The 21,583-nt window shown below is 62.6% G+C and carries 24 protein-coding genes; 9 read left to right on the top strand and 15 right to left on the bottom strand.

All coding sequences use genetic code 11. From position 1 onward, the window contains the following. Positions 1–9: 9 nt before the first annotated feature. From NDB2M1_RS16190 to NDB2M1_RS16140, 11 genes are all read right to left on the bottom strand, one after another. Positions 10–531 (bottom strand): S26 family signal peptidase, encoded by a 522-nt coding sequence (locus NDB2M1_RS16190; RefSeq protein WP_253185917.1) that lies wholly within the window; start codon positions 529–531, stop codon positions 10–12. Continuing rightward, positions 518–1,102, bottom strand: coding sequence for a TrbI F-type domain-containing protein (locus NDB2M1_RS16185; protein WP_083554914.1), 585 nt, complete (start codon positions 1,100–1,102; stop codon positions 518–520). The genes NDB2M1_RS16190 and NDB2M1_RS16185 overlap by 14 nt, the downstream gene beginning before the upstream one ends. Beyond that, positions 1,099–1,452: a hypothetical protein gene (locus NDB2M1_RS16180; RefSeq protein WP_072383910.1), complete on the bottom strand. Its 354-nt coding sequence runs from the start codon at positions 1,450–1,452 to the stop codon at positions 1,099–1,101. Before NDB2M1_RS16180 ends, NDB2M1_RS16185 begins: the two co-directional genes overlap by 4 nt. Further along, positions 1,449–3,995, bottom strand: a complete 2,547-nt coding sequence (gene traC / locus NDB2M1_RS16175; protein WP_072383909.1) for a type IV secretion system protein TraC — start codon at positions 3,993–3,995, stop codon at positions 1,449–1,451. The genes NDB2M1_RS16180 and traC overlap by 4 nt, the downstream gene beginning before the upstream one ends. A 6-nt stretch (positions 3,996–4,001) precedes the next feature. Then, entirely contained in the window at positions 4,002–4,676 is a 675-nt protein-coding gene (locus NDB2M1_RS16170; RefSeq protein ID WP_143146801.1) for a hypothetical protein, read from the bottom strand. Next, positions 4,673–5,509: a DsbC family protein gene (locus NDB2M1_RS16165; RefSeq protein ID WP_066214299.1), complete on the bottom strand. Its 837-nt coding sequence runs from the start codon at positions 5,507–5,509 to the stop codon at positions 4,673–4,675. The genes NDB2M1_RS16170 and NDB2M1_RS16165 overlap by 4 nt, the downstream gene beginning before the upstream one ends. Before the next feature lie 10 nt (positions 5,510–5,519). Then, a complete protein-coding gene (locus tag NDB2M1_RS16160) occupies positions 5,520–6,812 on the bottom strand; it encodes a TraB/VirB10 family protein (protein ID WP_072383907.1) in 1,293 nt (430 codons plus the stop codon). 5 nt (positions 6,813–6,817) lie between these two features. Beyond that, complete coding sequence (locus tag NDB2M1_RS16155) at positions 6,818–7,618, bottom strand: type-F conjugative transfer system secretin TraK (RefSeq protein WP_039330811.1); 801 nt, start codon at positions 7,616–7,618, stop codon at positions 6,818–6,820. Beyond that, entirely contained in the window at positions 7,615–8,178 is a 564-nt protein-coding gene (locus NDB2M1_RS16150; protein WP_072383906.1) for a type IV conjugative transfer system protein TraE, read from the bottom strand. The genes NDB2M1_RS16155 and NDB2M1_RS16150 overlap by 4 nt, the downstream gene beginning before the upstream one ends. A gap of 1 nt (position 8,179) precedes the next feature. Further along, positions 8,180–8,464, bottom strand: coding sequence for a type IV conjugative transfer system protein TraL (gene traL, locus NDB2M1_RS16145; protein ID WP_072383905.1), 285 nt, complete (start codon positions 8,462–8,464; stop codon positions 8,180–8,182). A gap of 85 nt (positions 8,465–8,549) precedes the next feature. Continuing rightward, positions 8,550–8,801 (bottom strand): hypothetical protein, encoded by a 252-nt coding sequence (locus tag NDB2M1_RS16140; protein ID WP_231729329.1) that lies wholly within the window; start codon positions 8,799–8,801, stop codon positions 8,550–8,552. A 422-nt stretch (positions 8,802–9,223) separates the two neighbouring features. On the opposite strand from NDB2M1_RS16140, the gene NDB2M1_RS16135 reads away from it, so the two are divergent. The 3 genes from NDB2M1_RS16135 to NDB2M1_RS16125 all read left to right on the top strand — a co-directional run bounded on the left by NDB2M1_RS16135 (position 9,224) and on the right by NDB2M1_RS16125 (position 10,562). After that, positions 9,224–9,598, top strand: coding sequence for a hypothetical protein (locus tag NDB2M1_RS16135; RefSeq protein WP_022678018.1), 375 nt, complete (start codon positions 9,224–9,226; stop codon positions 9,596–9,598). Between the two features lie 111 nt (positions 9,599–9,709). Further along, the gene (locus NDB2M1_RS16130; RefSeq protein WP_143146800.1) at positions 9,710–10,138 is read left to right on the top strand and encodes a hypothetical protein; all 429 of its coding nucleotides are present in this window, start codon (positions 9,710–9,712) and stop codon (positions 10,136–10,138) included. Between the two features lie 148 nt (positions 10,139–10,286). Next, entirely contained in the window at positions 10,287–10,562 is a 276-nt protein-coding gene (locus tag NDB2M1_RS16125) for a hypothetical protein (protein ID WP_072383903.1), read from the top strand. On the opposite strand, the gene NDB2M1_RS16120 is transcribed toward NDB2M1_RS16125, so the two are convergent. Next, entirely contained in the window at positions 10,542–11,399 is an 858-nt protein-coding gene (locus NDB2M1_RS16120) for a lytic transglycosylase domain-containing protein (RefSeq protein ID WP_072383902.1), read from the bottom strand. The genes NDB2M1_RS16125 and NDB2M1_RS16120 overlap by 21 nt on opposite strands. Positions 11,400–12,479: 1,080 nt before the next feature. Between NDB2M1_RS16120 and NDB2M1_RS22695 the strand changes: the two genes are divergently transcribed. Further along, complete coding sequence (locus NDB2M1_RS22695; RefSeq protein WP_171955424.1) at positions 12,480–12,629, top strand: hypothetical protein; 150 nt, start codon at positions 12,480–12,482, stop codon at positions 12,627–12,629. A gap of 109 nt (positions 12,630–12,738) precedes the next feature. On the opposite strand, the gene NDB2M1_RS16110 is transcribed toward NDB2M1_RS22695, so the two are convergent. Both NDB2M1_RS16110 and NDB2M1_RS16105 read right to left on the bottom strand, forming a co-directional pair. Continuing rightward, positions 12,739–13,110 (bottom strand): YnfA family protein, encoded by a 372-nt coding sequence (locus tag NDB2M1_RS16110; RefSeq protein ID WP_371328213.1) that lies wholly within the window; start codon positions 13,108–13,110, stop codon positions 12,739–12,741. 97 nt (positions 13,111–13,207) lie between these two features. Next, positions 13,208–13,618 (bottom strand): MerR family transcriptional regulator, encoded by a 411-nt coding sequence (locus NDB2M1_RS16105; protein WP_216234035.1) that lies wholly within the window; start codon positions 13,616–13,618, stop codon positions 13,208–13,210. Between the two features lie 77 nt (positions 13,619–13,695). On the opposite strand from NDB2M1_RS16105, the gene NDB2M1_RS16100 reads away from it, so the two are divergent. Together NDB2M1_RS16100 and NDB2M1_RS21800 are read left to right on the top strand one after the other, a co-directional pair. Continuing rightward, entirely contained in the window at positions 13,696–14,322 is a 627-nt protein-coding gene (locus NDB2M1_RS16100; protein ID WP_072383899.1) for a cation efflux transmembrane domain-containing protein, read from the top strand. Beyond that, the gene (locus NDB2M1_RS21800; protein ID WP_083554913.1) at positions 14,319–15,116 is read left to right on the top strand and encodes a DUF3703 domain-containing protein; all 798 of its coding nucleotides are present in this window, start codon (positions 14,319–14,321) and stop codon (positions 15,114–15,116) included. The genes NDB2M1_RS16100 and NDB2M1_RS21800 overlap by 4 nt, the downstream gene beginning before the upstream one ends. A gap of 72 nt (positions 15,117–15,188) precedes the next feature. On the opposite strand, the gene NDB2M1_RS16090 is transcribed toward NDB2M1_RS21800, so the two are convergent. Then, complete coding sequence (locus NDB2M1_RS16090; RefSeq protein WP_143146799.1) at positions 15,189–15,437, bottom strand: hypothetical protein; 249 nt, start codon at positions 15,435–15,437, stop codon at positions 15,189–15,191. Between the two features lie 418 nt (positions 15,438–15,855). Between NDB2M1_RS16090 and NDB2M1_RS16085 the strand changes: the two genes are divergently transcribed. The 3 genes from NDB2M1_RS16085 to NDB2M1_RS16075 are packed head-to-tail and all read left to right on the top strand — an operon-like array spanning position 15,856 to position 21,560. Then, complete coding sequence (locus tag NDB2M1_RS16085) at positions 15,856–17,133, top strand: TolC family protein (protein WP_072383897.1); 1,278 nt, start codon at positions 15,856–15,858, stop codon at positions 17,131–17,133. Continuing rightward, positions 17,133–18,311 carry an efflux RND transporter periplasmic adaptor subunit gene (locus NDB2M1_RS16080; RefSeq protein WP_004212877.1) on the top strand — a complete coding sequence of 393 codons (1,179 nt, stop codon included), beginning with the start codon at positions 17,133–17,135 and terminating at the stop codon, positions 18,309–18,311. The genes NDB2M1_RS16085 and NDB2M1_RS16080 overlap by 1 nt, the downstream gene beginning before the upstream one ends. Before the next feature lie 3 nt (positions 18,312–18,314). Then, positions 18,315–21,560: an efflux RND transporter permease subunit gene (locus NDB2M1_RS16075; protein ID WP_072383896.1), complete on the top strand. Its 3,246-nt coding sequence runs from the start codon at positions 18,315–18,317 to the stop codon at positions 21,558–21,560. Positions 21,561–21,583: the final 23 nt, after the last annotated feature.

Raw genomic sequence — 21,583 nt, 5'->3', positions numbered from 1 at the left:
GCCCGCCCCTCACAGGATTGCCCTTCCGGTGCCAACCAGACGGTCGCGGCAGACAAAGCCGATATGCGCGTAGCGGCTGTCGAACCCGTCCTTGTGCGAGGTCGCTGCAAAGATGCAGCCCTTTGGCACTATGCCCAGAGGGCCTGCCTCGAGCGCGTCGCCGCGCTTGGTCACAGGCTTCAGCGATGCAACCAGCTGACCATTGACCAGAACGTCTGCGCCCCGCCGCGTCACGACGTCTCCCGGCAAACCGACCGCGATCTTCGCAAAAGGAGGCGGGTTGGTACCAAAGTACTTGGTCGTCACCCGGTCATGGCCCGGATGAAAGATCACGTAGTCGCCGCGCTTCGGGAAGCGGCCGCTCTCCACCAGGAAGGCCCAGTTTGGAAGCGAGTCCGAAGCATTGACCATGAGGGCGTGCGTTCCGCTCCACCGGGCCAGCGCACTGAAGCCCATCGCGAGGGAGCTCAGCACGGCGATGACCGCGAGCTTCTGTACGAGCGAAAGGCCCTTGGAATCAGCGCGCTCCACCACCCTGCCCTCCGCCATTCGCGGCCATGAAGGCCTGCATCTCGGATTCGACGCGGGCCGCATTTGCAGCGGAGCCCTTTGGTCTCACGCCCGATCCCATGCCCTGCATCGCTTGAGCGGGCGTCGGCCGCGGGACCTTGGCATAAACGGCAGCCTTCACGCTTTGCGTCACGTCCGGCACATTGCCGCCAACGATGGCCTCGTGAACCAGCACGACTTTGCCGCTCTTGGAGAGGCTGGCGACAGTTTCATCGAGCGCCGCCATGAAGACAGCCGTCTCGCGTGCAGCCGTCGTTTCGTCCGCGCTAGAACGGGACTGCGCCTGCAGATATTCGCCGATGATCCCCTGAAGCTGCAGCTGGACGAACTCCTGCCTCGAGTCCGGCGAAGCTGCGATGTTCCGTGTCACCCAGGCGCCCCAGATGAACATGGCGATGCCGGCTACAAGCAAAACCAGTTCCCGCGTCGACATGCCGGCAAAACGGCGTCGCATGAGCGTTCCGGTCGGTTTTCGCGCCGCTGTCGAGACAGCCTCGTGGGCCGGTGGCAGCTCATCAAACAGATCTCTCATTGATCCTCTCCCCCAGTAACAAGAGGCACGGTAAGGGCAGCGCGAAGGCTCGCGCGGCGGAAAAAGGCGGTGAGCGCCACGACAGTCGCGAAGATGGCCAGCACGAGGGCCTCGAATTCACTCTGTCTGGCAGGGCCAGCTGCTGCGAACCGCGATGCGAGGTTGCCGAGCTGCAGCATCAGCCCTGCAAAGGTGAAACTGCCCAGCGCAACGAACACGAGCAGCCCCGTGCCGAGCGCCGCGAGCAAGGTCGTCGCGCCCCACCCTGCGAGGCGCAGGGCGACAAGCAGCGTGTCCTGGCCGCGCTGGACAAGATCCGCCCTCTGCCCAGTACGAGGCAACGCGATCATTCCGCCGCCTCCGCTTGCTGGTGTCCCTCAGGAAATGCGACGGCCTCGATCGCGTCGTGCATCGCCATCCCGCGCTCGATGTTTGCCTCAATCCGCGCGAAGACGTCGGGGCTCGATGAGTAGAGTGCTGCTGAATAGCGGTCGAGGACGAGCCGTCCGATGCTTTCGGTATCGGGCCCGCGGATGAAGATATCCGAATAATCGGTGCCATTGCGCTTCAGCGAGCGCAGCAGCGCCTCGGTAAGGTTGTCCATCTCGAAGCGATCCGAGTTGCGGAAGTCCGAGATGGTCTCGCCCTTTTGCTGGAGGATCAGGAACCAGTCAGAGTTTTCGAGCGCGGCCCGCGAGCCTTCCGACTTGTAGTAATCGTGAATCGACTGGGTGGCCGTGATCAGCGCCCCGCCGTACTTTCGGCACGTGCGCGAATAGGTCTCGACGAAGTCGGCCATCGCACCGCCCTTGAGCATCTGCCAGGCCTCATCGATGATCAAAGGCTTCGGCGTCGCGCGGTCCATCCGGCGCATGACCTGCGAGGCGATGAACATGATCGACGTGAGAACAACGCCGCGCAGCTCCTCGCGGGTCGCAAGATCAGAGAGCTCGAAAACCGTCAGATCAGCGGACAGGTCAAGGTTGGCATCGCCCAGAAAGAAGCGGCCGAAAGTGCCCTTGGCCGCGAACGGCAGGAGCGAGGTTGCAAGATCATAGGCACAAGGGTGCCGGGCCTCCCCGAGCGCCGCGATCACATGGTCGACAGTCCCGTCACGGCCATGCTCTTGCCAGACGAGGTTGACCGCCTGGTCGATAAGCCCCCGTTCGGTGTCGTTCAGCCGGGTCTCATTGCGCGCCATCTGGGCGATGATCGATTTGAGCATCGCGAGGCAGTCGACCAGATAGTCATCGTCCTCGCGCGCAAGATGCTCATCGATCATCCGGAACGGGTTGATCGAGATGCCCGAGGACAGCTTGAACTCGGTGAACGTGCCGCCAAGAGCCTTGGCCATATGCTCGAAGCTGCGGCCATCGTCGATCACGATGGTCTTGGCTCCAACCCCTGCAAAGCTCGCTGTCAGATCCTGGAGGAGAACCGATTTGCCCGAACCGGACTTGCCTGCAATCGCAACATTGTGATTGCCGGCAGTATTCTGGAACGGCGACCAGAACTGCGGTTGACCGCGCCTGCCAATGAACAGCAGATGCGGAATATTCCCCCCGACATACTCTCCCTGGATCGGCGCGATCGCTGCAACATTGGCCGAGCGCATCGTCCGCAGGCGCTTCATGCGCTTCAGATCATGGTCGAGCCCGTCGGCAAGCAGCAGCGGGAAGTGCGCCATAAAGGCGGGCAACTGGATATGGGTCTCGTCGATCAGGTCCCATCCCGTGGCCTTGTAGAGCGCTTTCAGCGTGCGCTCGCAGGGCTCGCCCCGGCCCTTGGGCGCGATGATCGAGACGGCATAGTAGCAGGAGACCAGCTTCTCGCCCTGCTTGACCCTGTCGGCCACGAACTGCCATTCGGCGGCCTCGGTGCGCAGCTTGGGGACGAGCTTGACGCCCTTGCCATCGGCCAGCGATGTCGTTCGCGCGAACTTGTACCCTGCCCTTGCCTCCGAGGATTCCGGGCCCGGGATGATCCCGCAGACCGTCTGAAGCACCGGGCAGGGAAGACTGAGCTTGGGATTGAAGATGTCGCCGATGATCTTCTGGGTATCCCAGGGTGCCCAGCGATCAGGGAATCCTCGCACGGCCATGGTACGGACGTCGAACCGCTCGGGCACAAAGTCCTTCAGTTCGGGGACACCTGATGCGACCGCCCCCGTCGGCCGCAGCGATTGAGCATGGAGGACAAGGCGGTCCTTCTCGACATGCGTCACCAGGTCGCGCCGGACACATTGCTCGTTGATCGGATCGAACCGGTTGTAGTCAGGGACCTCGTCTCCGGCACCGTTTGATGGCGCGAGGATCTCGTCGAACAAGCGGATGAGATCGATCGGCGCGAACTGCCGGACCGGAACGTTGATCGATTCCAGCGCCGAAATGATCCCGTCGCGCATCGTGACGAGGTCATCATTGGTGAGACTGGACGCTTGCCCAATGCCCACCGACATCACGACACGAAAATTGCGCACGAAAAATGGTCCATCGCTCGCGAGCGTTGACCAGGCACCGCCAAGCAGTTTGTCGAGGCGGTGGCGTGCCAATGTCCGGAAGACGCCCGAAGCCGTGAAGCGGGGCAGCGCCCAGGCCTGCAGCATCTCGGCTACCCTGGGACTTGAGAAGTTGGTCACGCTGAACCGCGTTCCGGGCTGAAGAATATCGGAGAAGATCGTGCCGATGATCTCACTGACCCGGTCATTCGCGCCCACGAGCGGTGCAAGCTCGAGAATGAAGCCCTTCGAACGGACCTGGTGGAAGATGCGCTTCTCCTCGTCGAAGGAGCGATAGCCGAGAAAATGCGACAGCATCGGCACATCAGGCGCGCGGGCGCTGCGCTCCGGCTTGCGGCTGTCTCCCACAACGAGATCGACGAGCGAGCCCAACATCGCGCCTTACTCCACGACGCCGCTGAAAGCGGCGGGCTTGGGCCGGGCGCGGGATCCCTTGGCAGAAAGCCGCTGCGCAACCTCCGCCTGAATCTCGGCGATCGGATTCTTCGCGTCGGCCGTGGCGACCTCAGTCCCGGCCGCGCCCTTGCGAGGATCGGGCTTTGCGTCGCTCCCCTCCGGCAACGCCGCGAGCAAAGGCGGAGCGCTTTCTGCTGCGGCGAGAAGACCGCGACTGCGCGCAACCTTCGGACCCCGCTGGGCAATCTGTTCCATCGCGTCCCCGCGTCCGGGAAGCAGTGCTTCGGTGCTCACGACCCGGCGCGCATGCGTCGTGCCGCTGGCATCGGTGAAACCGGGGAAGACCACAGAGAGTTGATAGCGCGGGGCGCTGCGCGCCACAGGCGCCGCACTTGCCAGATGCGTGTCGTGGACAGGCGCATCGATCCCGTCATCCATCCGGTAGGGGCCGGCGGGATTGAGAAGGTCGGCAGAACTCGTCTCTTCGATCCGGGCAAGCGCAGTATCGTCGATCACGGACGATGGGGCGCAGATGCCGTCGGGCGCATTGCAGCGGAAGTTCGCGCTGACGTTGGTGCCAAGCGTCGAGCAACCCGACAGAAGGCTCCCGAGGACCGCAGCGACCATGGCAGCTTGCGGACGCAGATTCTTGTGCATCATGATGCTTTTCCTTCGATCCAGCTGAGCAGGAAGTCGCGCGGGCGGTAGCCATGGAGAACCGCGCCATCTTCGCGGACGATGACCGGCGTCCCGCTGAAGCCGTGCTGCCTTGCGAAGGCCTCGTTGGCATCGAGCCCGCTGGTGTCACACGATCCTGCAGATGTGACCGCCCCGCCCTCGTACGCCTGGGTTACTGCCCGGCGCCGGTCGGGTGCGCAGATCACGGCCTCCGAGATTGGCCTTGTGCCGAGCACCGAGATCGGGCGCTCGATCACCTTGACATTGAGGGTCCCCAGCGTCTCGTGAAGCCGCTTGCAGTAGCCGCAGCGAAAGTCGCTGAAGACCGTTATGGTCCTGGTTCCACGGCCCATCACGATGCTGCCGTTCTTCGGCAAGGTCGCAAGAGCTGCCGGATCAATCCGGGCATCGGCTGCTGCAGACGGCGAACCAGTAGCGCCTGCCTGCGGCTTGGCCTCGGGCTCATCACTTGCGCCGGCACCGCCGACAAGCATGTCCGGGTTCATCTGGAGGAGACGGGCAGCCGTGAGGTCCTGTTTGGTCTCCATGTCGTAGACGCGCCCGATAATCAGGTAGCGCGCGCTATGGTCAATGTAGAACAGGTTCTGGCGGGCCTGGATCTCGCAGACGCCGTCGATGGACTTGCAGTCGATCGCTGTGATCTCGGTCTTGGGCAGGCGCTTGGTCAGCGCTGCCTGGATCGAAGCGGGGTCACTCGCCGCCGAGGCATGAGCAACGGCCGCGATCGCGGCCAGGCCACTGGCTGCCAGTCCTCCGGCTGCCGCGATCTGCCATGTCTTCCATTTACGCTCCATGGTGGTCCCCTCAGTTTCTGATGAAGGTGCCGTCGAGGAAGACGACCTCGACTGCGGCCCCGGTGGGCATCTCGACAACCGGCTGATATTGCTCGGCGCGCTCGATGAGATATTCAGAGACCGTGGTGCCGGCCTGCTGTCCGCCGCCGCCCAGGGCACGCAGCCCGATCTCGCCAGCGCCGGGGGTCCGTCGGCCCTCGCCCGCGATGATCGGCTGATTGAACCCTTCACTGAGCGCGTTGCCGACGCCGCTCACGAGACCTGCCAGAAAAGCCTGGGTGGTCAGTGAGCCCTCGCGGCTAACCACGCGGCCGCGCACGCCCACTTTGCCGCCGAACGCGATGAACCCCTTGACCTCCGATACCGCAAAGCGGCCGCCCGGCTGCGCGCAAGTCATGCGCTGGAGCTTCACATAGACCTTCTCCGAGGAGAGGTCCCCGTAGGCTGCGCCGTTGACCATGCACCCCTGCACCCGGGTCGCGAGGAGCTTCCCATCCCCGTAGACCGAGCGCGCGGGCCCGGTAATCCGGAGCAGGACGGGGAGCGGATCGCTCTGGCTGCGCGTATTCGTCGTGGCATCGACGCCGACCACCACCGTTGCCTTGGCAATCGAATTCGGGGGCAGATAGTTGGGCGAGTCCGTATAGACGGCGGGCGACTTTGTCGGGTCGATACGCGATGCCGTCCCGCTTGCTGACGTGAACGAGACCATCTGGACGTCGCTACTGCGGCGAACGGGCGGGGCTTCTGCCGCTCCGGCCTCTGGTGACGCCGGCACGCCCATCTCGCGGGCCGCCGCGACAGGTCCTGGCGCTGTCGGCCGCGCGTTGCCCCTCTGGACTTGCTGGCGCAGTTGCTCGTTCTCGCGCTCGTAGGCTTCAAGGACACGCTGGCCATCGCGCGCCATGGCCGCATTTTCGCCGCGCAGCGCCTCGATCTCGGATTGCATCTGGGCGAACTGCGCGCCCTGCGCCTCAAGGCCCTTGAGACGCACGTCGGTCGAGTTCATCTCGCCCTCGTACATCGCGACCCATTCCTGATCGACGCGCTGCCGGTTCAGAAGTGCATCGGTCGAGACAGTTGTCTTGGCCCCCTTCTCCGTCGCCTCTTCGATGGTCTCCTCGGTATCGAGGACATACATGGCCCCAGCCACCGCGATCACGCCGGCAAGACCGAACATCAGCATCTTCTGCCGCTTCTGGACCAGTGAGTTCTCTGCAATGGCACCACTCGCATCGAGGGTGTCATGTTCCTCAGCCTCGCTGGCATCGAGGTCCTTGGGTTTGCGCTTGAGGAAATCCATCTGACTTACCCTCCTGACGGTACGACGACGTAAGCGGCGGTGGCCTGGCCGCTGGCGAGGTTGGGATTGGAAATGCTGACCGCGATGGCGCCGTCTCCGGCGATGATCTCTTCCTTGAGCGTCATCGGCTCAGAGCCATTGTTCTCGATGCGCAGGACCTTCCCGGTCATGGTCGGGCTGCGATATTCGCTGACCAGCTGGACCTTCAGATCGCCGACATTGACCGGGGCACGGGCAGCATCGCTGATCTCGAAACCCGCAACGCGGCGCTGCTCGAACATGGCCCGGACGAGCGAGACCGCACGATCATCGAGCGTTGCAGAGGCCTCGAGCGACTGAGGCGCACCCTGAGGGTTTTCGAGATCGGCGTTGGCGACGAAGACCTGCAGCGCCGCTTCGCCCGATACCTCGCAGTCGAACTTGTAGACGAAGCCACGGCGCGTCGTCCCGAAGAACGAAATATTGCGCTTGGAATAGCCGTCCGGAACGGAAAGATAGATGTCGCCGCGGGTCGGCTCGTGCACGATTGAGAAGTCTTCCTGCGGAACACCCGCCTGGACACGCGAGACCGAGACAAACTGGTCATCCTTCAGCGAAATCCGGGTAAGGTCCGACTTCGACGCCTGGCAGCGCACCTCGCCATTGTCGGCTGCCAGAATATGCTCGTCGGCGAGAGCCGGAACGGCGGTCAGAGCGAGCGCGCCGCCGACCAGTACGACCCCGCACAAGCGAAGGAGCTGGCAGTCAATGCGGGAAGCGAGGACGCTGCCGGTCGCAATCAGCAACGAAGGCACAATCGGGTTCATTGTTCCTGCTCCTTCTTGACGACCACGCCAAAGCCCTTGAGGCGGAGCGAGACGCCGGTGTGCTGCCAATGGAATTCGAAGATCTTGTGCTCTCGGCGGACGTCGCGCGATCCGACGATCGTGTGCAGCACGCCGCCGACCTGACTGGTCAGGTTCTCGGGGTCCGTGCGGATCCAGTCGATCGTGATGAACTGGGTGACCTGCGAGTCCTGTTGCTCATCGATAATCTTGAGAAGGTTGGCCTTGAGCGGACCGCGCGCCTTGGGCGCGGCAATCGCAATGAGCCCGTCGAGCCAGTACTGCAGGTTCTCAGGTGACCGATTGAGCGCGAGCTGTGCCGTGTCGCGGGTCACCGCCTCGAGATATTCGGGGCTGACCGCCGCTGAGCTCAGCACCATTTCGCTGGGAAGGATCGGCTGAAGGACAACCTCCCGGTCCCGCGTCGTTGCCGCGACGAACATCACCAGCACCAGGGCGCAGAGAATGATGCAGGCCAGAGCCAGAATGTTGCGCTGCTTGAGGGTCCGCTGCGACGCCTCGTGTGCGAATGAAAGTTCCATGTCAGCCCGCCATCACACGCAAGTGGGAAGGCGGAGCGACCTTCAGACCGAAGAATTCACCCGGCAAATGCCAATAGGCAAAATGCAGGATCCAATACATCGAGCGCCCAGCTTTGAGTTTGCGGTACCCAAGCCATGCAGCAACGGCCAGAAGCAGGCCTATGACAACATGCTGCGCCAGAATTCCCCAGATGAACGGGATCACCAGCACGAGGAATTCATCAAGCGACCAGAACCCGATCAGTTCGGGATCGTCGAGATGCTTTGGAATAGAATACTTGTCCAAAGATCGTCTCCGCCAGAAAGGTTTGCTGCCATTCCCATGCCGGTGATGGAGCAGCGCCCCCGTTCGCGATGACCTTTGCTCTCGCTCAGATCGTCGCTGTGACCGTGGAAGTGACGATCGGCACGCCGGTGCCAGCGCCCACGCCGACGCCGACGGGGATCGCGACCTGGCCGAGCGAGAAACGCCCGCTGGCCATGGCAACGATGCCGCCGGCGAGCGAAAGCACCGTGATGATCCGTCCGCCCGACCCCTGAAGGAAGCCGGTGAACCGCGTGAGCGCCGTATTGAACGTGGCGTCCGTGCCGGCCATGGCAGCTTCGATACCGAAGACGCTCATGGCGGCGGCGACAGCAAGGGTGACGGCGAACGTCCCCCCTGCCTGCTTGAGATCATGGACCTTCATTGTCTTCCCCTTCTGGTTGACCAAATGACGCGGTGCGTCGTCACCAAAGGGGCCGCAGCCGAAAGGTTTTCTCAATCACTGTTGTGTAGAGCGAAGTCGGAGAAGTCCGCGAATCACTGTTTTTGATGCCAGGTGGTCCGATTTTTGATACCGGGTGGCTCGATTTTTAGGACCACGTGGTCATGGATTCAGGACCACGTGGTATCACCAGCACGCCACCCTGGTCATGAATCCATGACCACGTGGGTCTGTTTTTCATACCACCGGTCCGAATCGTTGCAGCCGCTAGGCGAGGCGATAGGGAACCGACGCCAAGGGGCCCCGATCAGTAGCGAACAATGGCGGGAGGAAACGCAATGGCCAGCGGAAAAGAGGTCGTCCACGAACTGCTGGTGAGCCGGGATGCTTTTGTGATCATTGCGGACGCCATCAAATGGCTGACAATAGAACGGTCGAAGTTTCAGCGCCTTAGAGATGTGATCACAGATGTGATCCGCGCTCCAGATCTTTCCAATCAGGAGTTGCTCGCCGCATTCAACCGGCACCGGCCCTGCGATGGGCGGGTAAGGATCTATCTCAGATTAAGCGGCGCTCTGAATGCCGAATTTGACACCCTCAAGGCCCGCCTCGGAGAAGTCACGGGAGACCAGTGCGGTGTGCGTGAGACGGTGATCTTCTGCGCCCTCGCCATCAGTCTGCGCCAAATTTCTCTTGCCAAAGCCGCGTTTTAGAATTCACATCATGCAGTTGCATAGGGAGAATTGACGGAGGCAAGGATGGGTCGGGGGGCGAACCCAAACGAGCGCAAGAGCTGTCATAGGCTGCAAGCTGAGTACGCCGATTTGATCAAGTACCAGATGAACCGGCAGGGCGTCAGTCTCCGTAAGCTTGTCGATGAGGGGATCATCAAGAGCAGCCACCGCAGCGGTCTGTTCGAGCGCATCGCTGATGGCAGTGTGTCGACAGCCGAGTTTAATCGGATCAACGAACGGCTTGGCATCGATCCCGTCAGAGCAGCGATCGCCGTCCACTGCTTTGTCAGCCCAGAGTCCTATGAAGACCCCTGCTGCGAAACCTCTGCCCAACTTGCCATTGCCCTGGCGCTCCAGCTCAGCGAAGAGATAGCCGCGTGCGATGGGACTTTTGAGCCGATCCGCGAAGCCCTTTGCCACGGCATCGCGCAGCGCACCTCGAGCGCTATAGCCAGGCACCATACAGCGCTGGAAGCACGGCGGCACGACCCTGCGCTGTTTGACCGCCCATTCGGCTGAGCAAGCGAACTGCAGCATCAGCCAAGCGCCCACGCTTAGCAGAAGCGTCGCAGATCCATTGGTGATATGGTCACACAGCTTGGAACATGTTCGCCGCCAAGCTCGCTTTGCGGAGCAATCGGCTCGAGGATCAGGGACCAGTCTGCCGGTGAAGCAAGAAGCGCTCATTGCCTGGACATCGCTCTATATTGCGGTCGGCATCATGGCGCTGATCTGCGCCGCACTTTCGACAATCGTGACCCTGAATGAATGGCGAACTGGCCGATGGGCTCCCGCCTGCACAAGCACGCTCGACAAGGCATTGTTGCTCCCGAAGCTTTGGCTGCGCTGGCAAGCCAACTATCTCACCGGCACACCTGTGATCTTGGCGATCAGCCTCTACTATGCCTCCAGGATTGGTTTTTCAGTTTTCTGGGACATCTGACCCTCCAGCGAACGCAAGAAGCCTGACCGACCTGAAGAGGTTGTCCGCGCCTCGCCGGGCAAGCGAGACTGGCGGGGCAGAGCTTCCGCTGAGCGATGCAAGTATGGTGCGGACATAGCTGCGCGTTTCAGCAAAGGGCGGAACTCCGCCATGCTTGTTGACGTTGCCCGGACCGGCATTGTACGCAGCCAAAGCAAGATGCCACGAGCCATAGCGATCGAGCTGCTCACGCAGGTAACGCGCTCCGCCGCGGAGGTTTTCGACAGGATCCCAAGGATCTGAAACGCCAAGATAGTTTGCGGTCCCCGGCATCAGCTGTGCCATGCCCATCGCCCCGGCAGGACTACGCGCAAAGGGCTGGTAGCGGCTTTCATGAGCAACGAGCGCGTCGAACAGCCGCACAGGGACGCCGGCTTCGCAGGCGGCGGCAGCGACGTGCCGAAAATAGAGACGGCGCCGCGATTGGGCCACCTCGGACAGGTCATAGCGCGGGAAGTACCCTCCAGAGAGACAATCGGGATCTGGCGCGAGGCTCGATGCATTCACCGGCACGGGAATGACAGTGGAGCTTCCGCGTCTCATCCAGGACGGGATATAGAACAACGGGGGCGCGGGGCTGACAGGGGTGATCTCCTGCTCCTCCGCAAACGCTGTCGCTTCAGTCTCGGGAACGGGCTGCTTGGCTTGCAGCTGCGCGTTGGGACTTTTGAAAACCACTCCGGGCACCAAGAGCGCGAATTCAGAGGGCGTGCTGCTCGAGAAGTCCTCAAGCTTGACCTCTTGGGCGACGGCTTGAGAATTTAGCGCGACAAGCGCTGCGCTGAGGTAGATTTTCATAACCACACCTTTCGGCATGGCTTGGGAACCGCCAACTAAGGTTATCGAGAAGGCTCCGCTGGCGCAAGCGTCGTATGGATTTGGAGAGGTAAGCACCGCAACAGCATCTGCCGCCCAAGACCCGGTCGTTCCTCGCCACACATCAAAGTGACCGCTTTTGTCGAAATCTGCCACTCAGCTTGATCGAGCGGACCGAAAGCTGCGACCACATCGCATATCATGGTCGAACGAACGTGGACCGAAACTGTGATCGGCCGTTGGAACTGCATCGGCACCGGAGTTCATCACTGCAATAAACGCAGCGGAGTGGTGCTGTAGGGTACGCTTACTTGTAGGATGCAGTCAGTTATCTGGCTTCGGCCAGCACAGAGTTTAACGAGAGGAGCTTAATTTGCTGGGTTGGTGCCATTCGCGTCCACAGCCCCTAACTTCAGCTTTGTGCCCAAATTTTGCTCATCTAGTTTGTAGGTGAATGATCGAGGAAGCTGTCGATCGCTCAGGCGTCAACCTAACATCCTTGGCTAGCTGGGGGGCCGTAAATCCGCATGACTGAAGCCCTCTGATTTTTTGCATTTCGGGGTGCTAGTCTGAGACTTGCTGGGCTCACAAAGGGCGAAAAGCATTTTGATATCGCTAAGAAGCTTGCGTTGCTCGAAGCTGCGTTAAGCTTTGCGCGAGGCTGTGTAACTATGTCTTTGATCACGTCGAACACAGCAGTATGGACCAAACGGCGACACAGCGCCTCTTTCTCTATCTCGCGGCATTTCTTGCCGCGCTGCTACCCATAGAGGCGACCTATGCAGCGAACGGTTGCGCGCCGATGACCGCGATGAACGGCGACCACGGCGACTGCGGCGATTGCAAGGATGACATGAGCCAACAGTGTCAGAGCTATTGCATCGCCTTTTGCCAGACGCTCCCAGCAAGCCACGTTTCGTCTCTTGAGGCACGCGACCTAGGCTCGCTCACTTATTTGCCGCTTCTCGCCAAGTTTCCTCCTCTGCCTGTCGGAGGGCCGGAACCGCCGCCTCCGCGAATGCTCCGCTGATCCATTCACTTCACATCAACGGAGTTAATATTATGAAGAAGTACATTCTCACTGCAGTGGTGCTCCTTGGTTCCAGTTCGGCCGCATTTGCCGCCGCGCCGGATCAGGTCACTGCCTTAGCCGTGTCCTGCTGCGACCTCGTGCTCGCATGCTGTGATGCGGCCATGGACTGCTGCCCGTAAGGGATTGATCAGTGCATGAGGGCAGGCGTCGGTTCACTGACCGGGCGCCTGCCTTTTTATGGGCTTCAGTAGACTGTCCGGCGACCGAAGGTCTTGCGGTTGGCCGCCATCAGGCTGATCGTCCCGGCCCGATCAGGATCACACCTGCTCCGACGAGGCAAATTGAAGCGCCAATGATATCCCACCGGTCGGGTCCCGCGCCTTCGACACTCCAAAGCCAGATGAGAGACGCTGCGATGTAAACGCCGCCATAGGCTGCAAACGCGCGGCCTGCGGCGGGCGTATCGACCAGCGTCAGCAGCCATGCGAAGATGGCGAGCGACACTATGCCCGGAGGTACCCACCAGGGAGATTTGCTAAGCCGCAGCCACGCCCAAAACGAGAAGCAACCGGCGATTTCTGCCAGTGCGGCCAAGGCATAGATAAGTGCGGTTTGTAGGGTTGGCATGGTCATGAATTGATCCGTGGAGGTAGCGAGCATGTTCAGACCATCGCTGCGTGTCGCAGTATCGTCAACGCCGCCTGCCGCACACATGAACGTGAGGTCTAAGCAGCGTCGCCGGTGGAGCAATCGTCCATCACTTCGTGGGCACAGTGCGCGGGGCCAAGGTCTCGATGATCTTGCATTCGGCCACGGTCCCGTGACGGCAGGATCCGATGATCCGATCAAGCTCGCCGCGCAGTGCGCTCAGATCGGCGATCTTGCGGTCGATTTCGGTGAGGTGGACGCGCGCTATGCCGTCAACGGCATCGCAGGATTGGGCCTTGTCATCCGACAGCGTGAGCAGTTCGCGCACGGCTTCGAGCGTGAAACCGAGATCGCGGGCGCGGCGGATGAACGACAGGCGCGCCAGATGATCATTGCCATAGGCACGGTAATTGGCACTTGTCCGGGCGGGTGGCGGCAACAGCCCGATCTTTTCATAATAGCGCACCGTCTCGACTTTCGTCGCCGCGGCGCTCGCGAGTTCGCCAATTTTCACTGCCACTCCTTCGGGCTTGACCCTGTAGTTGCTACAGGGTGTACATAGAATGCCGACTCGCAGATTGTCGAGAAGGCAAAAAGATGGCTGATGATTGCTGCAAGGCCGCGTGCGGAACGACGGCAACTCTGAACGACCCGCGCTGGCACAGGGCCTTGTGGATCGCGCTCGGCGTGAACGCCGGTATGTTCGCGGTGGAAATGGCGGCAGGGGCCGCTGCAGACAGCCGCGCGTTGCAGGCGGACGCACTCGATTTTCTGGGGGATGCCACCAATTATGCGATCAGCCTGCTGGTCGCCGGGATGGCGCTGGCATGGCGCGCGCGGGCGGCGCTGGCCAAGGGGCTCGCCCTCATCGGTCTGGGTGGTTGGGTCGTGATCACAGCCGTTCTGGCGGCGCTCGGCGGAGCTGCACCCGAGCCTGAACTGATGGGAATCATCGGCGCGCTCGCGCTGGCGGCCAACACCGGTGTCGCCATCATGCTCTACCGTTTTCGCACTGGAGACGCGAACATGCGCTCGGTCTGGATATGCTCGCGCAATGACGCGATCGGCAATATCGCCGTTATGGCGGCCGCACTTGGCGTGTTCGGCACCGGAACAGCCTGGCCCGACCTTATTGTTGCAGCGATTTTGGCACTGCTCGGGATCAGCGGCGGCATTCAGATTGTCCAGCAGGCACGGCGTGAATTGCGGAGCGTTGCGGCATGAAGGTTTCCCGTTCGACACATATCGCGCTCAAGCCGGAAACAGTCTGGGCCGAGGTGCAGACGGCGCGCCTGCTGCAGCATATCGCCTGGCCGCTGGTGCGCTTCATCCCGGTCGATGACGCGGCGTTCGACAGGTTTCGGCCTGGCGAGCGCTATGAGGTCAAGCTCCGCCTCCTTGGCATTATTCCGTTCGGGACACAGTGGATCGTGACGTCCCAGCACGAAGCTGCCGGCACCGAATGGCCGAAGCGTCTGCGCGATGACGGCTATAGTCACCTGATCACAAGGTGGGACCATTGGATTACGGTTGCTCCGGATCGGAGCGGGGGGACACATTACACCGACGAGGTTGAGGTGTCCGCCGGCTTGTTGACCCCGCTTATCTGGGCATTCGCGCAGATCTTTTATTGGCACCGGCAGGGACGCTGGCGGGAGCTGGCTAGAAGCCTAAGCGCGCGGCGGGTAATTGCGGCCGAAATGGCGGCATATCGGTCAGCTGAAGCTTTAGGAAATCATGGCCTTGCCTGGCGCCATCTTGAACGGGTGCACATTATTGCGCAGCCCTTTTGGGGCCTCCATCTCGCCATTCACGGCGCAATGTTCAGTCTCGCCATCCGGCAGCGCGATTGGAGCGAAGCACTTGGCCAGATCTTCCGACTGCTTCTTGCACCGATCGGCGCGCTGACGGGAAAGTTGCCGATCGGAAATACCGGGCGGTCGACTGTGAGCGCCTTTCAGCCAATGCCAATTCCACCTGATCTTCTTGAGCTTTTGCAAGACGGGATAGGCAAATGACCTTAGGCGTTCACGGTTGCTTTTTACGGTCGGTACGAGTAGGTCATTAGCGTGCGGGCTATGTTCCTCCTGTTATGGCTGGCTATCGGCCTTGCCTTTGGCGGCGTTGAATCGCCGGCTGCAGCGCATAGTGCGAGCGGGTACGACAGCGTCATGATGCTGGACGCTCACGCTGATCATGCAAACATGGACGGGCACCGGAATAGTTCCAGCGATGACGGTGGCCCATGTCATGGGCTGGTTCATCATCATTGCAGCATCGGACTTGCCAGCGAAGGGACAAGTGATTTTGGTCTGCCACTGGGCGGCGATACCTCGCATTCAGCCTTGAGTACCGCCGTTCTGAGTTCGTTCGCTCAAGCGCCTCCCCTTCAACCGCCGTCAGCCTGAACCCAGTCGCTCAGTGCACTCGGGCCATTGCGCCCGTGTGCCATTTGCACCTGTGTTCAGGAGTTTTCCATGCAATTGCTTTTGTGCGTCCCCACCCGGGCGGCGATGCTGGTCGCTGCCTCGCCAGCGCTGGCTGCCTCCCCCTTTATCAGCGGTAGCGAAATCGAGCACCCACTTGCCGATACTATCCGGCTAATCACAACCCGGACTGTTGCGGCTAACTCCGTGTCTCTCCCTCTGCGCAGGGCGTATCCCACTCCAAAGACAAGACGCGCCGGCAAAGGTCAATCGTCCGACTTGCCGATTGGTCACCCATGCAGGCCGGTCTTTATGAAGGAGCGCCATCTCGATGCATAAGATTTTTGTGACTTTCTTAATCGCCGCCTCATGCGCTTCGATCGCCCATGCACAGGTCGGATCGATCGCACCCTTTTCGCAAGATTCGCCAGTTTACACGCTTGAACAGGCAGTCAGTTCAGCTGGCGGATCCGCACCCGCCACGGAAGCAGCCAGTGCTGCGGTCGAGGCAGCGCGCGCGGGTCGCACCGTTGCGGGCTTGCGGCCGAACCCGGTCGTTCAAGGCCAGGTTGAGAACGTCATCGGTTCCGGGCCGTATCGGGGGGTCCGCAGCGCGGAATCCACGGTCGGCTTTGCGATCCCGATCGAGCTAGGCGGCAAGCGCGGCGCCCGCGTCGCGGTCGCCAACGCGCAATTGTCCCGGGCCGAGATTCAGGCCGCGATCATCGCGGCGGACGTCCGGCTTCAGGTGACACAGCTCTATGTCGAGGCGGTCGCGGCCGATCGACGGGTGGCGACGGCACGCGACCAGGCCCGGATTGCCAGCGACGCGCTGCGCGCCGCGAGCGTTCGCGTGCAGGCGGGGCGGGCATCGCCGCTCGAACAACAGCGTGCTGACGTCGCTCGGATCAATGCTGATGCCAATGTCGAGCGGCAGGTACGTTTGGCGGAAGCGGCGCGAGCCAATCTGGCGCGCCGGATCGGTCGGCCGATCGACGGCGCGCTCGATGACACGCTGCTCGATCGGCTTCCGGGTACAAACGTCTACGGCCCGGTGGCGCCGGTCGATACGACCGGCACCTTGGCGTTGGCGGCTGCGAACGCGGATTTCTCCATCGCAGAAGCCGGCGTGCGGCTCGCGCGCGCCAATCGCGTGCCTGACCTCAATGTCGGTCCTGCGATCCGCCGCCTGGAAGCGACAAACGACATGGCGGCAGTGTTCACCGTGTCGATTCCGATCCCGGTGTTCAACAATGGTCGCGCCGCGATTGCGCAGGCGACCGCGCAGCGGACCCAGGCGGATGCGCAGCGCCGCGTGACCGCGCTCGACATCGAACAGGCGATCACGGACGCGCAGGCGCAGGCGGCCAATGCCGCAACGACGGCTCGTGCGGCGTCGGGGCCGGCGCTGGCGGCTGCACAGGAGGCCGCCCGCATCGCGCGGATCGGCTATCGCGAGGGCAAGTTCGGCCAGCTCGAATTGCTCGATGCTGAACGCACGCTCGCCGAAACGCGGGTCGCCGCGATCGACGCGCTTGCCAATTACCAGAATGCCCGCGCGCAAGTGGAGCGACTGACCGCTCGTGCGCCCAATGGGGGGAATCAGTGATGAAGAGCTTTTATCTCGCGGGCGCGGCGTCGCTCGCCCTGCTCTTGGCTGCCTGCGGCGGCAAGGATGGCGGAAACGAGGCAACTGCCGAAGGCGCAGCTGCCAATGAGACGGCAGCGGGCACGGAAAAGGGCGGTGCTGAAGGCGGTCATGCCGGTGAAGGCGTCGTCACATTGGGTGCCGACCAGATCGCCACAGCGGGCGTCCAGGTCGGACGGCCGATCATCGGCGGGGCCGGGACGATCGAGCTGCCCGCGATCATCGAGGGCGACCCACAGGGAACGCAGGTCGTCTCGGCCGCAATTGCGGGACGCGTGGTCGCGCTCACCCGTAACCTCGGCCAATCGGTCGGACGCGGCCAGACCATTGCGGTCATCGAAAGCCGCGAGGCGGCGCAGATCAAGGGCGAGGTCGAGGCGGCGCGGGCGCGGCTTCAGCTCGCTAATTCGAACCTCGCGCGCGAACAGCGGCTGTTCGCGCAGAGAGTCTCCCCTGAACAGGATCTGATCGCCGCCCGCACAGCGGCGACGGAGGCGCGGATCGCCCTGACGCAGGCGCAGAGCATGGTTTCGGCGGCGGGTGTCGGCGGCGGCGGGCTCAACCGGCTCGGCATTGCCGCGCCGATCTCGGGCCAGATCATTGCGCGCCCCGTGACGCTGGGACAAACGGTCGCGGCGGATGCCGAACTCTATCGCATCGCCAACCTGAGCCAGGTGTCGATCGCGCTTAATCTCAAGCCCGAGGATGCGGGCCGGGTGCGTCCCGGCAATACGGTGCTGGTGAAGGCGGCAGGCCGTCAGGCGACCGCCCGCGTGACCTTCGTGTCGCCGGCGCTTGATCCGCAGACGCGGCTCGTGCCTGCGCTCGCCACCCTCGACAATCGCGGTGGCGAATGGCGGGTCGGCGAGCCTGTGACGGCAGCCGTGCAGCTCACGGGCAGCGGCGGGAGCGGGGCGGTCCGCGTGCCGACGACGGCGGTCCAGAGTTTCGAGGGCAAGTCGGTCGTGTTCGTGCGCACGCCCACCGGCTTCAAGGCGACCCCGGTCCAGCTCGGCGATGCGTCGGGCGACACGGTGATCGTCCGGTCGGGCCTGACCGGCAACGAACAGATCGCCACCACCGGAAGTTTCACGCTCAAGGCCGAGATCGGCAAGGGCGAAGCGAGCCACGAGGATTAAGCCATGATCGCCCGTATCGTAACCTGGGCGGTCGAGAAGCGCTGGCTAGTCCTGCTCCTCACCGTCATCGTCGCCGCCATCGGCGCCTTTTCCCTCTACCGGCTACCGATCGACGCGGTGCCGGACATCACCAACAATCAGGTCCAGATCAACGTCCGCGCGCCTGCCCTCTCGCCCGAGCTGGTCGAGAAGCAGGTGTCGTTTCCAATCGAAACCGCGCTCGCCGGCACCCCCGGCCTGGAATATACGCGCTCGTTGAGCCGCAACGGCTTCGCGCAGATCACGGCGGTCTTTTCGGACGCGACGGACATCTATTTCGCCCGCCAGCAGGTGGGCGAGCGTCTGCGGGGCGTGCAAGAGAATCTGCCCGACGGCGTGAACCCTGAAATGGGTCCGATCGCGACAGGCCTGGGCGAGGTGTACATGTACACCGTTCGTCTCGATCATCGCGAGGACGACAAGCACAAGCCCGGTGAACCGGGCCAACAGCCCGATGGCAGCTACATCACGCCAGAGGGCGAGCGACTGACGACCGAAGAGGACAAGGCGACCTACCTGCGCACCGCGCAGGACTGGATCGTGACGCCGCTTCTGAAGACCACACCGGGCCTCGCCGGTGTCGACTCGATTGGCGGTTACGCCAAGCAGTTCCTCGTCGTGCCCGACGTGCAGAAGCTGGCCTCGCTCGGCATCACGCTGACGGACCTGGGAAATGCGCTGGAGCGCAATAACACCAGCGTCGGCGGTGGCTTCGTCAATCGCAATGGCGAAGGTCTGGCTGTTCGCTCGGATGCGCTCGTTCGCAATGCCAGCGAGTTGGCCAGGACCGTGATCGCGACACGTAACGGCGTGCCGATCACGGTCGAACAAGTTGCGACTGTGAAGACGGGTCAGGCGATCCGCATGGGTTCGGCATCGGAGAACGGTACCGAAGTCGTCGTCGGCACGGCGATCATGCGGATCGGCGAGAACAGCCGCATCGTGTCGACCGCGGTCGCTGAGAAACTGAAGACGATCAACGCTTCGCTGCCTCCTGACGTCGTAATTCAGCCGGTGCTGAACCGCACCGAGCTGGTCAATTCGACGATCAAGACGGTCGCGAAAAACCTGTCCGAAGGCGCGGTGCTGGTCATCGTCGTGCTCTTCCTGCTGCTCGGCAACTTCCGTGCGGCCCTGATCGCGGCGTTGGTCATCCCGATCACCATGATGCTGACAGGCTTTGGTATGCTGCGCGCTGGGGTCTCGGCCAATCTGATGAGCCTTGGGGCTTTGGACTTCGGTCTGATCGTCGACGGCGCCGTCATCATCGTTGAAAACGCGCTGAGGCGGCTTGCCGAACAACAGCATCATGAAGGTCGCTTGCTGACCGTCAAGGAACGGCTTGCGACCGTGGCAGCCGCCGCTCGCGAGATGATCCGCCCCTCGGTTTACGGGCAGGCAATCATCATCCTCGTCTACGTACCGCTGCTCACGCTGACCGGCGTGGAGGGTAAAACGTTCGGACCGATGGCGCTGACCGTCATCATCGCGCTCGCCTTCGCCTTCATCCTCTCTCTCACCTTCGTGCCGGCGATGATTGCGATCTGGCTGTCGAAGAAGGTCGAGGAGAAGGACGGCCGCATCATCACGTGGCTGAAGAAGCGCTACGAACCCGGTCTCGACCGGGCCATGAAGCGCCCGACGCTGACGATCGGTGCGGGTGTGGGAAGCCTTGTGGTGGCGGCGCTTGCTTTCACTACGCTCGGCTCGGTGTTCCTGCCGCAGCTCGACGAAGGCAATTTGCTGATCCAGTCGCTCCGCATTCCGGCAACGTCGGTCCAGCAGAGCCAGGCGATGCAGGTGCCGATCGAGCGGATGATGTCGAAGCAGCCGGAGGTGCAATTCGTCTATTCCAAGACGGGCACCGCCGAGCTGGCGGCCGACCCGATGCCGCCGAACGCGACCGACATGTTCGTCATCCTGAAGCCGCGCAAGGATTGGCCGGATCCTGAGCTTCCCAAGGAGGAGCTGGTCAGCCGGATCGAGGGAAATCTCGCAAAAATCCCGGGCAACGCCTATGAGATCACCCAGCCTATCCAAATGCGCTTCAACGAGCTGATCGCCGGCGTTCGCGGCGACATCGCGGTGAAGGTGTTCGGCGACGACTTCACACAAATGAACCGGACGGCCGAGCAGGTTGCTGCGGTGTTGCGCAAGACGCAGGGCGCAGCAGACGTGAAGGTCGAGCAAACGACGGGCCTGCCCATGCTCGACATTCGCGTCAATCGCGACGCAATGGCACGCTTGGGGGTTACTGCCCAAGATGTGCAGGACATTGTCACCGCGACAATCGGCGGGCGCACTTCGGGCCAGATCTTCGAGGGCGATCGGCGCTTTCCGGTCGTGATACGGCTCTCTGAAGCGCAACGGGCGGACATCGGCCTTCTCGAACAGGTGCAGGTGCCGGTGGCGGGGGGCGGCTATGTGCCGCTGTCCAGTGTCGCTGACATCAAGGTCGTCGACGGTCCGAACCAGATCAGCCGCGAGAACGGCAAGCGGCGCGTGGTGGTGCAAGCCAACGTGCGTGGCCGCGACGTCGGATCCGTCGTGGCGGATGCGCAGGCGGCGATCGGCAGCCAACTCCGGCTGCCTGCCGGTGCCTATCTCGAATGGGGCGGTCAGTTCGAGAACCTGCAATCGGCGAGCGAACGGCTGAAGCTGGTCATTCCGGCCTGTTTCATCCTGATCCTGCTGCTCCTCTACGGGGCGTTGGGATCGGTCCGCGATGCTGCGATCGTCTTCACCGGCGTGCCATTCGCGCTGGTGGGCGGCGTCCTGCTGCTCTTCCTGCGCGGCATGGACTTCTCGATCTCGGCGGCGGTGGGCTTCATCGCCCTGTCGGGCATCGCGGTCCTCAACGGCCTCGTCATGGTCAGCTCAATCCAGGATCTGATCCGGTCGGGGCTATCGCGCGAGGAGGCGGCCCATGTCGGCGCAATGCAGCGTCTGCGGCCAGTCGTCATGACCGCGCTCGTCGCCAGCCTCGGCTTCGTTCCGATGGCGCTTGGCGAGGGCGCGGGCGCGGAGGTGCAAAAGCCATTGGCGACCGTCGTCATCGGCGGCCTGATCTCAGCGACGCTGCTGACGCTGTTCGTGCTGCCGACGCTCTACGCCCGGTTCGGGCAGAAGGCGATCGAGAAGCCCGAGCACTACAATGAGGAGCATGAAGGGGACGACCACGGTCAGACCTTCGTGAACAACTTGGCCTGATGGGTGAGCGGGGCGATCCGCGA

The organism is Novosphingobium sp. NDB2Meth1 (assembly GCF_900117425.1).
Classification (GTDB): Bacteria; Pseudomonadota; Alphaproteobacteria; order Sphingomonadales; family Sphingomonadaceae; genus Novosphingobium.
This window is presented reverse-complemented; position numbering and strand designations above follow the sequence as displayed.

What these genes read in the sequence shown, in the direction of transcription:
- NDB2M1_RS16150 (WP_072383906.1), bottom strand. Translation starts at nt 8,178, where the DNA reads ATGGAACTTTCATTCGCACACGAGGCGTCGCAGCGGACCCTCAAGCAG.
- NDB2M1_RS16120 (WP_072383902.1), bottom strand. Translation starts at nt 11,399, where the DNA reads ATGAAAATCTACCTCAGCGCAGCGCTTGTCGCGCTAAATTCTCAAGCC.
- NDB2M1_RS22695 (WP_171955424.1), top strand. Translation starts at nt 12,480, where the DNA reads ATGAAGAAGTACATTCTCACTGCAGTGGTGCTCCTTGGTTCCAGTTCG.
- NDB2M1_RS16110 (WP_371328213.1), bottom strand. Translation starts at nt 13,110, where the DNA reads ATGCTCGCTACCTCCACGGATCAATTCATGACCATGCCAACCCTACAA.
- NDB2M1_RS21800 (WP_083554913.1), top strand. Translation starts at nt 14,319, where the DNA reads ATGAAGGTTTCCCGTTCGACACATATCGCGCTCAAGCCGGAAACAGTC.
- NDB2M1_RS16165 (WP_066214299.1), bottom strand. Translation starts at nt 5,509, where the DNA reads ATGGAGCGTAAATGGAAGACATGGCAGATCGCGGCAGCCGGAGGACTG.
- traC (WP_072383909.1), bottom strand. Translation starts at nt 3,995, where the DNA reads ATGTTGGGCTCGCTCGTCGATCTCGTTGTGGGAGACAGCCGCAAGCCG.
- NDB2M1_RS16180 (WP_072383910.1), bottom strand. Translation starts at nt 1,452, where the DNA reads ATGATCGCGTTGCCTCGTACTGGGCAGAGGGCGGATCTTGTCCAGCGC.
- NDB2M1_RS16140 (WP_231729329.1), bottom strand. Translation starts at nt 8,801, where the DNA reads ATGAGCGTCTTCGGTATCGAAGCTGCCATGGCCGGCACGGACGCCACG.
- NDB2M1_RS16085 (WP_072383897.1), top strand. Translation starts at nt 15,856, where the DNA reads ATGCATAAGATTTTTGTGACTTTCTTAATCGCCGCCTCATGCGCTTCG.
- NDB2M1_RS16090 (WP_143146799.1), bottom strand. Translation starts at nt 15,437, where the DNA reads ATGCGAGGTATCGCCGCCCAGTGGCAGACCAAAATCACTTGTCCCTTC.
- NDB2M1_RS16075 (WP_072383896.1), top strand. Translation starts at nt 18,315, where the DNA reads ATGATCGCCCGTATCGTAACCTGGGCGGTCGAGAAGCGCTGGCTAGTC.
- NDB2M1_RS16170 (WP_143146801.1), bottom strand. Translation starts at nt 4,676, where the DNA reads ATGATGCACAAGAATCTGCGTCCGCAAGCTGCCATGGTCGCTGCGGTC.
- NDB2M1_RS16185 (WP_083554914.1), bottom strand. Translation starts at nt 1,102, where the DNA reads ATGAGAGATCTGTTTGATGAGCTGCCACCGGCCCACGAGGCTGTCTCG.
- NDB2M1_RS16160 (WP_072383907.1), bottom strand. Translation starts at nt 6,812, where the DNA reads ATGGATTTCCTCAAGCGCAAACCCAAGGACCTCGATGCCAGCGAGGCT.
- NDB2M1_RS16100 (WP_072383899.1), top strand. Translation starts at nt 13,696, where the DNA reads ATGGCTGATGATTGCTGCAAGGCCGCGTGCGGAACGACGGCAACTCTG.
- NDB2M1_RS16080 (WP_004212877.1), top strand. Translation starts at nt 17,133, where the DNA reads ATGAAGAGCTTTTATCTCGCGGGCGCGGCGTCGCTCGCCCTGCTCTTG.
- NDB2M1_RS16135 (WP_022678018.1), top strand. Translation starts at nt 9,224, where the DNA reads ATGGCCAGCGGAAAAGAGGTCGTCCACGAACTGCTGGTGAGCCGGGAT.
- NDB2M1_RS16155 (WP_039330811.1), bottom strand. Translation starts at nt 7,618, where the DNA reads ATGAACCCGATTGTGCCTTCGTTGCTGATTGCGACCGGCAGCGTCCTC.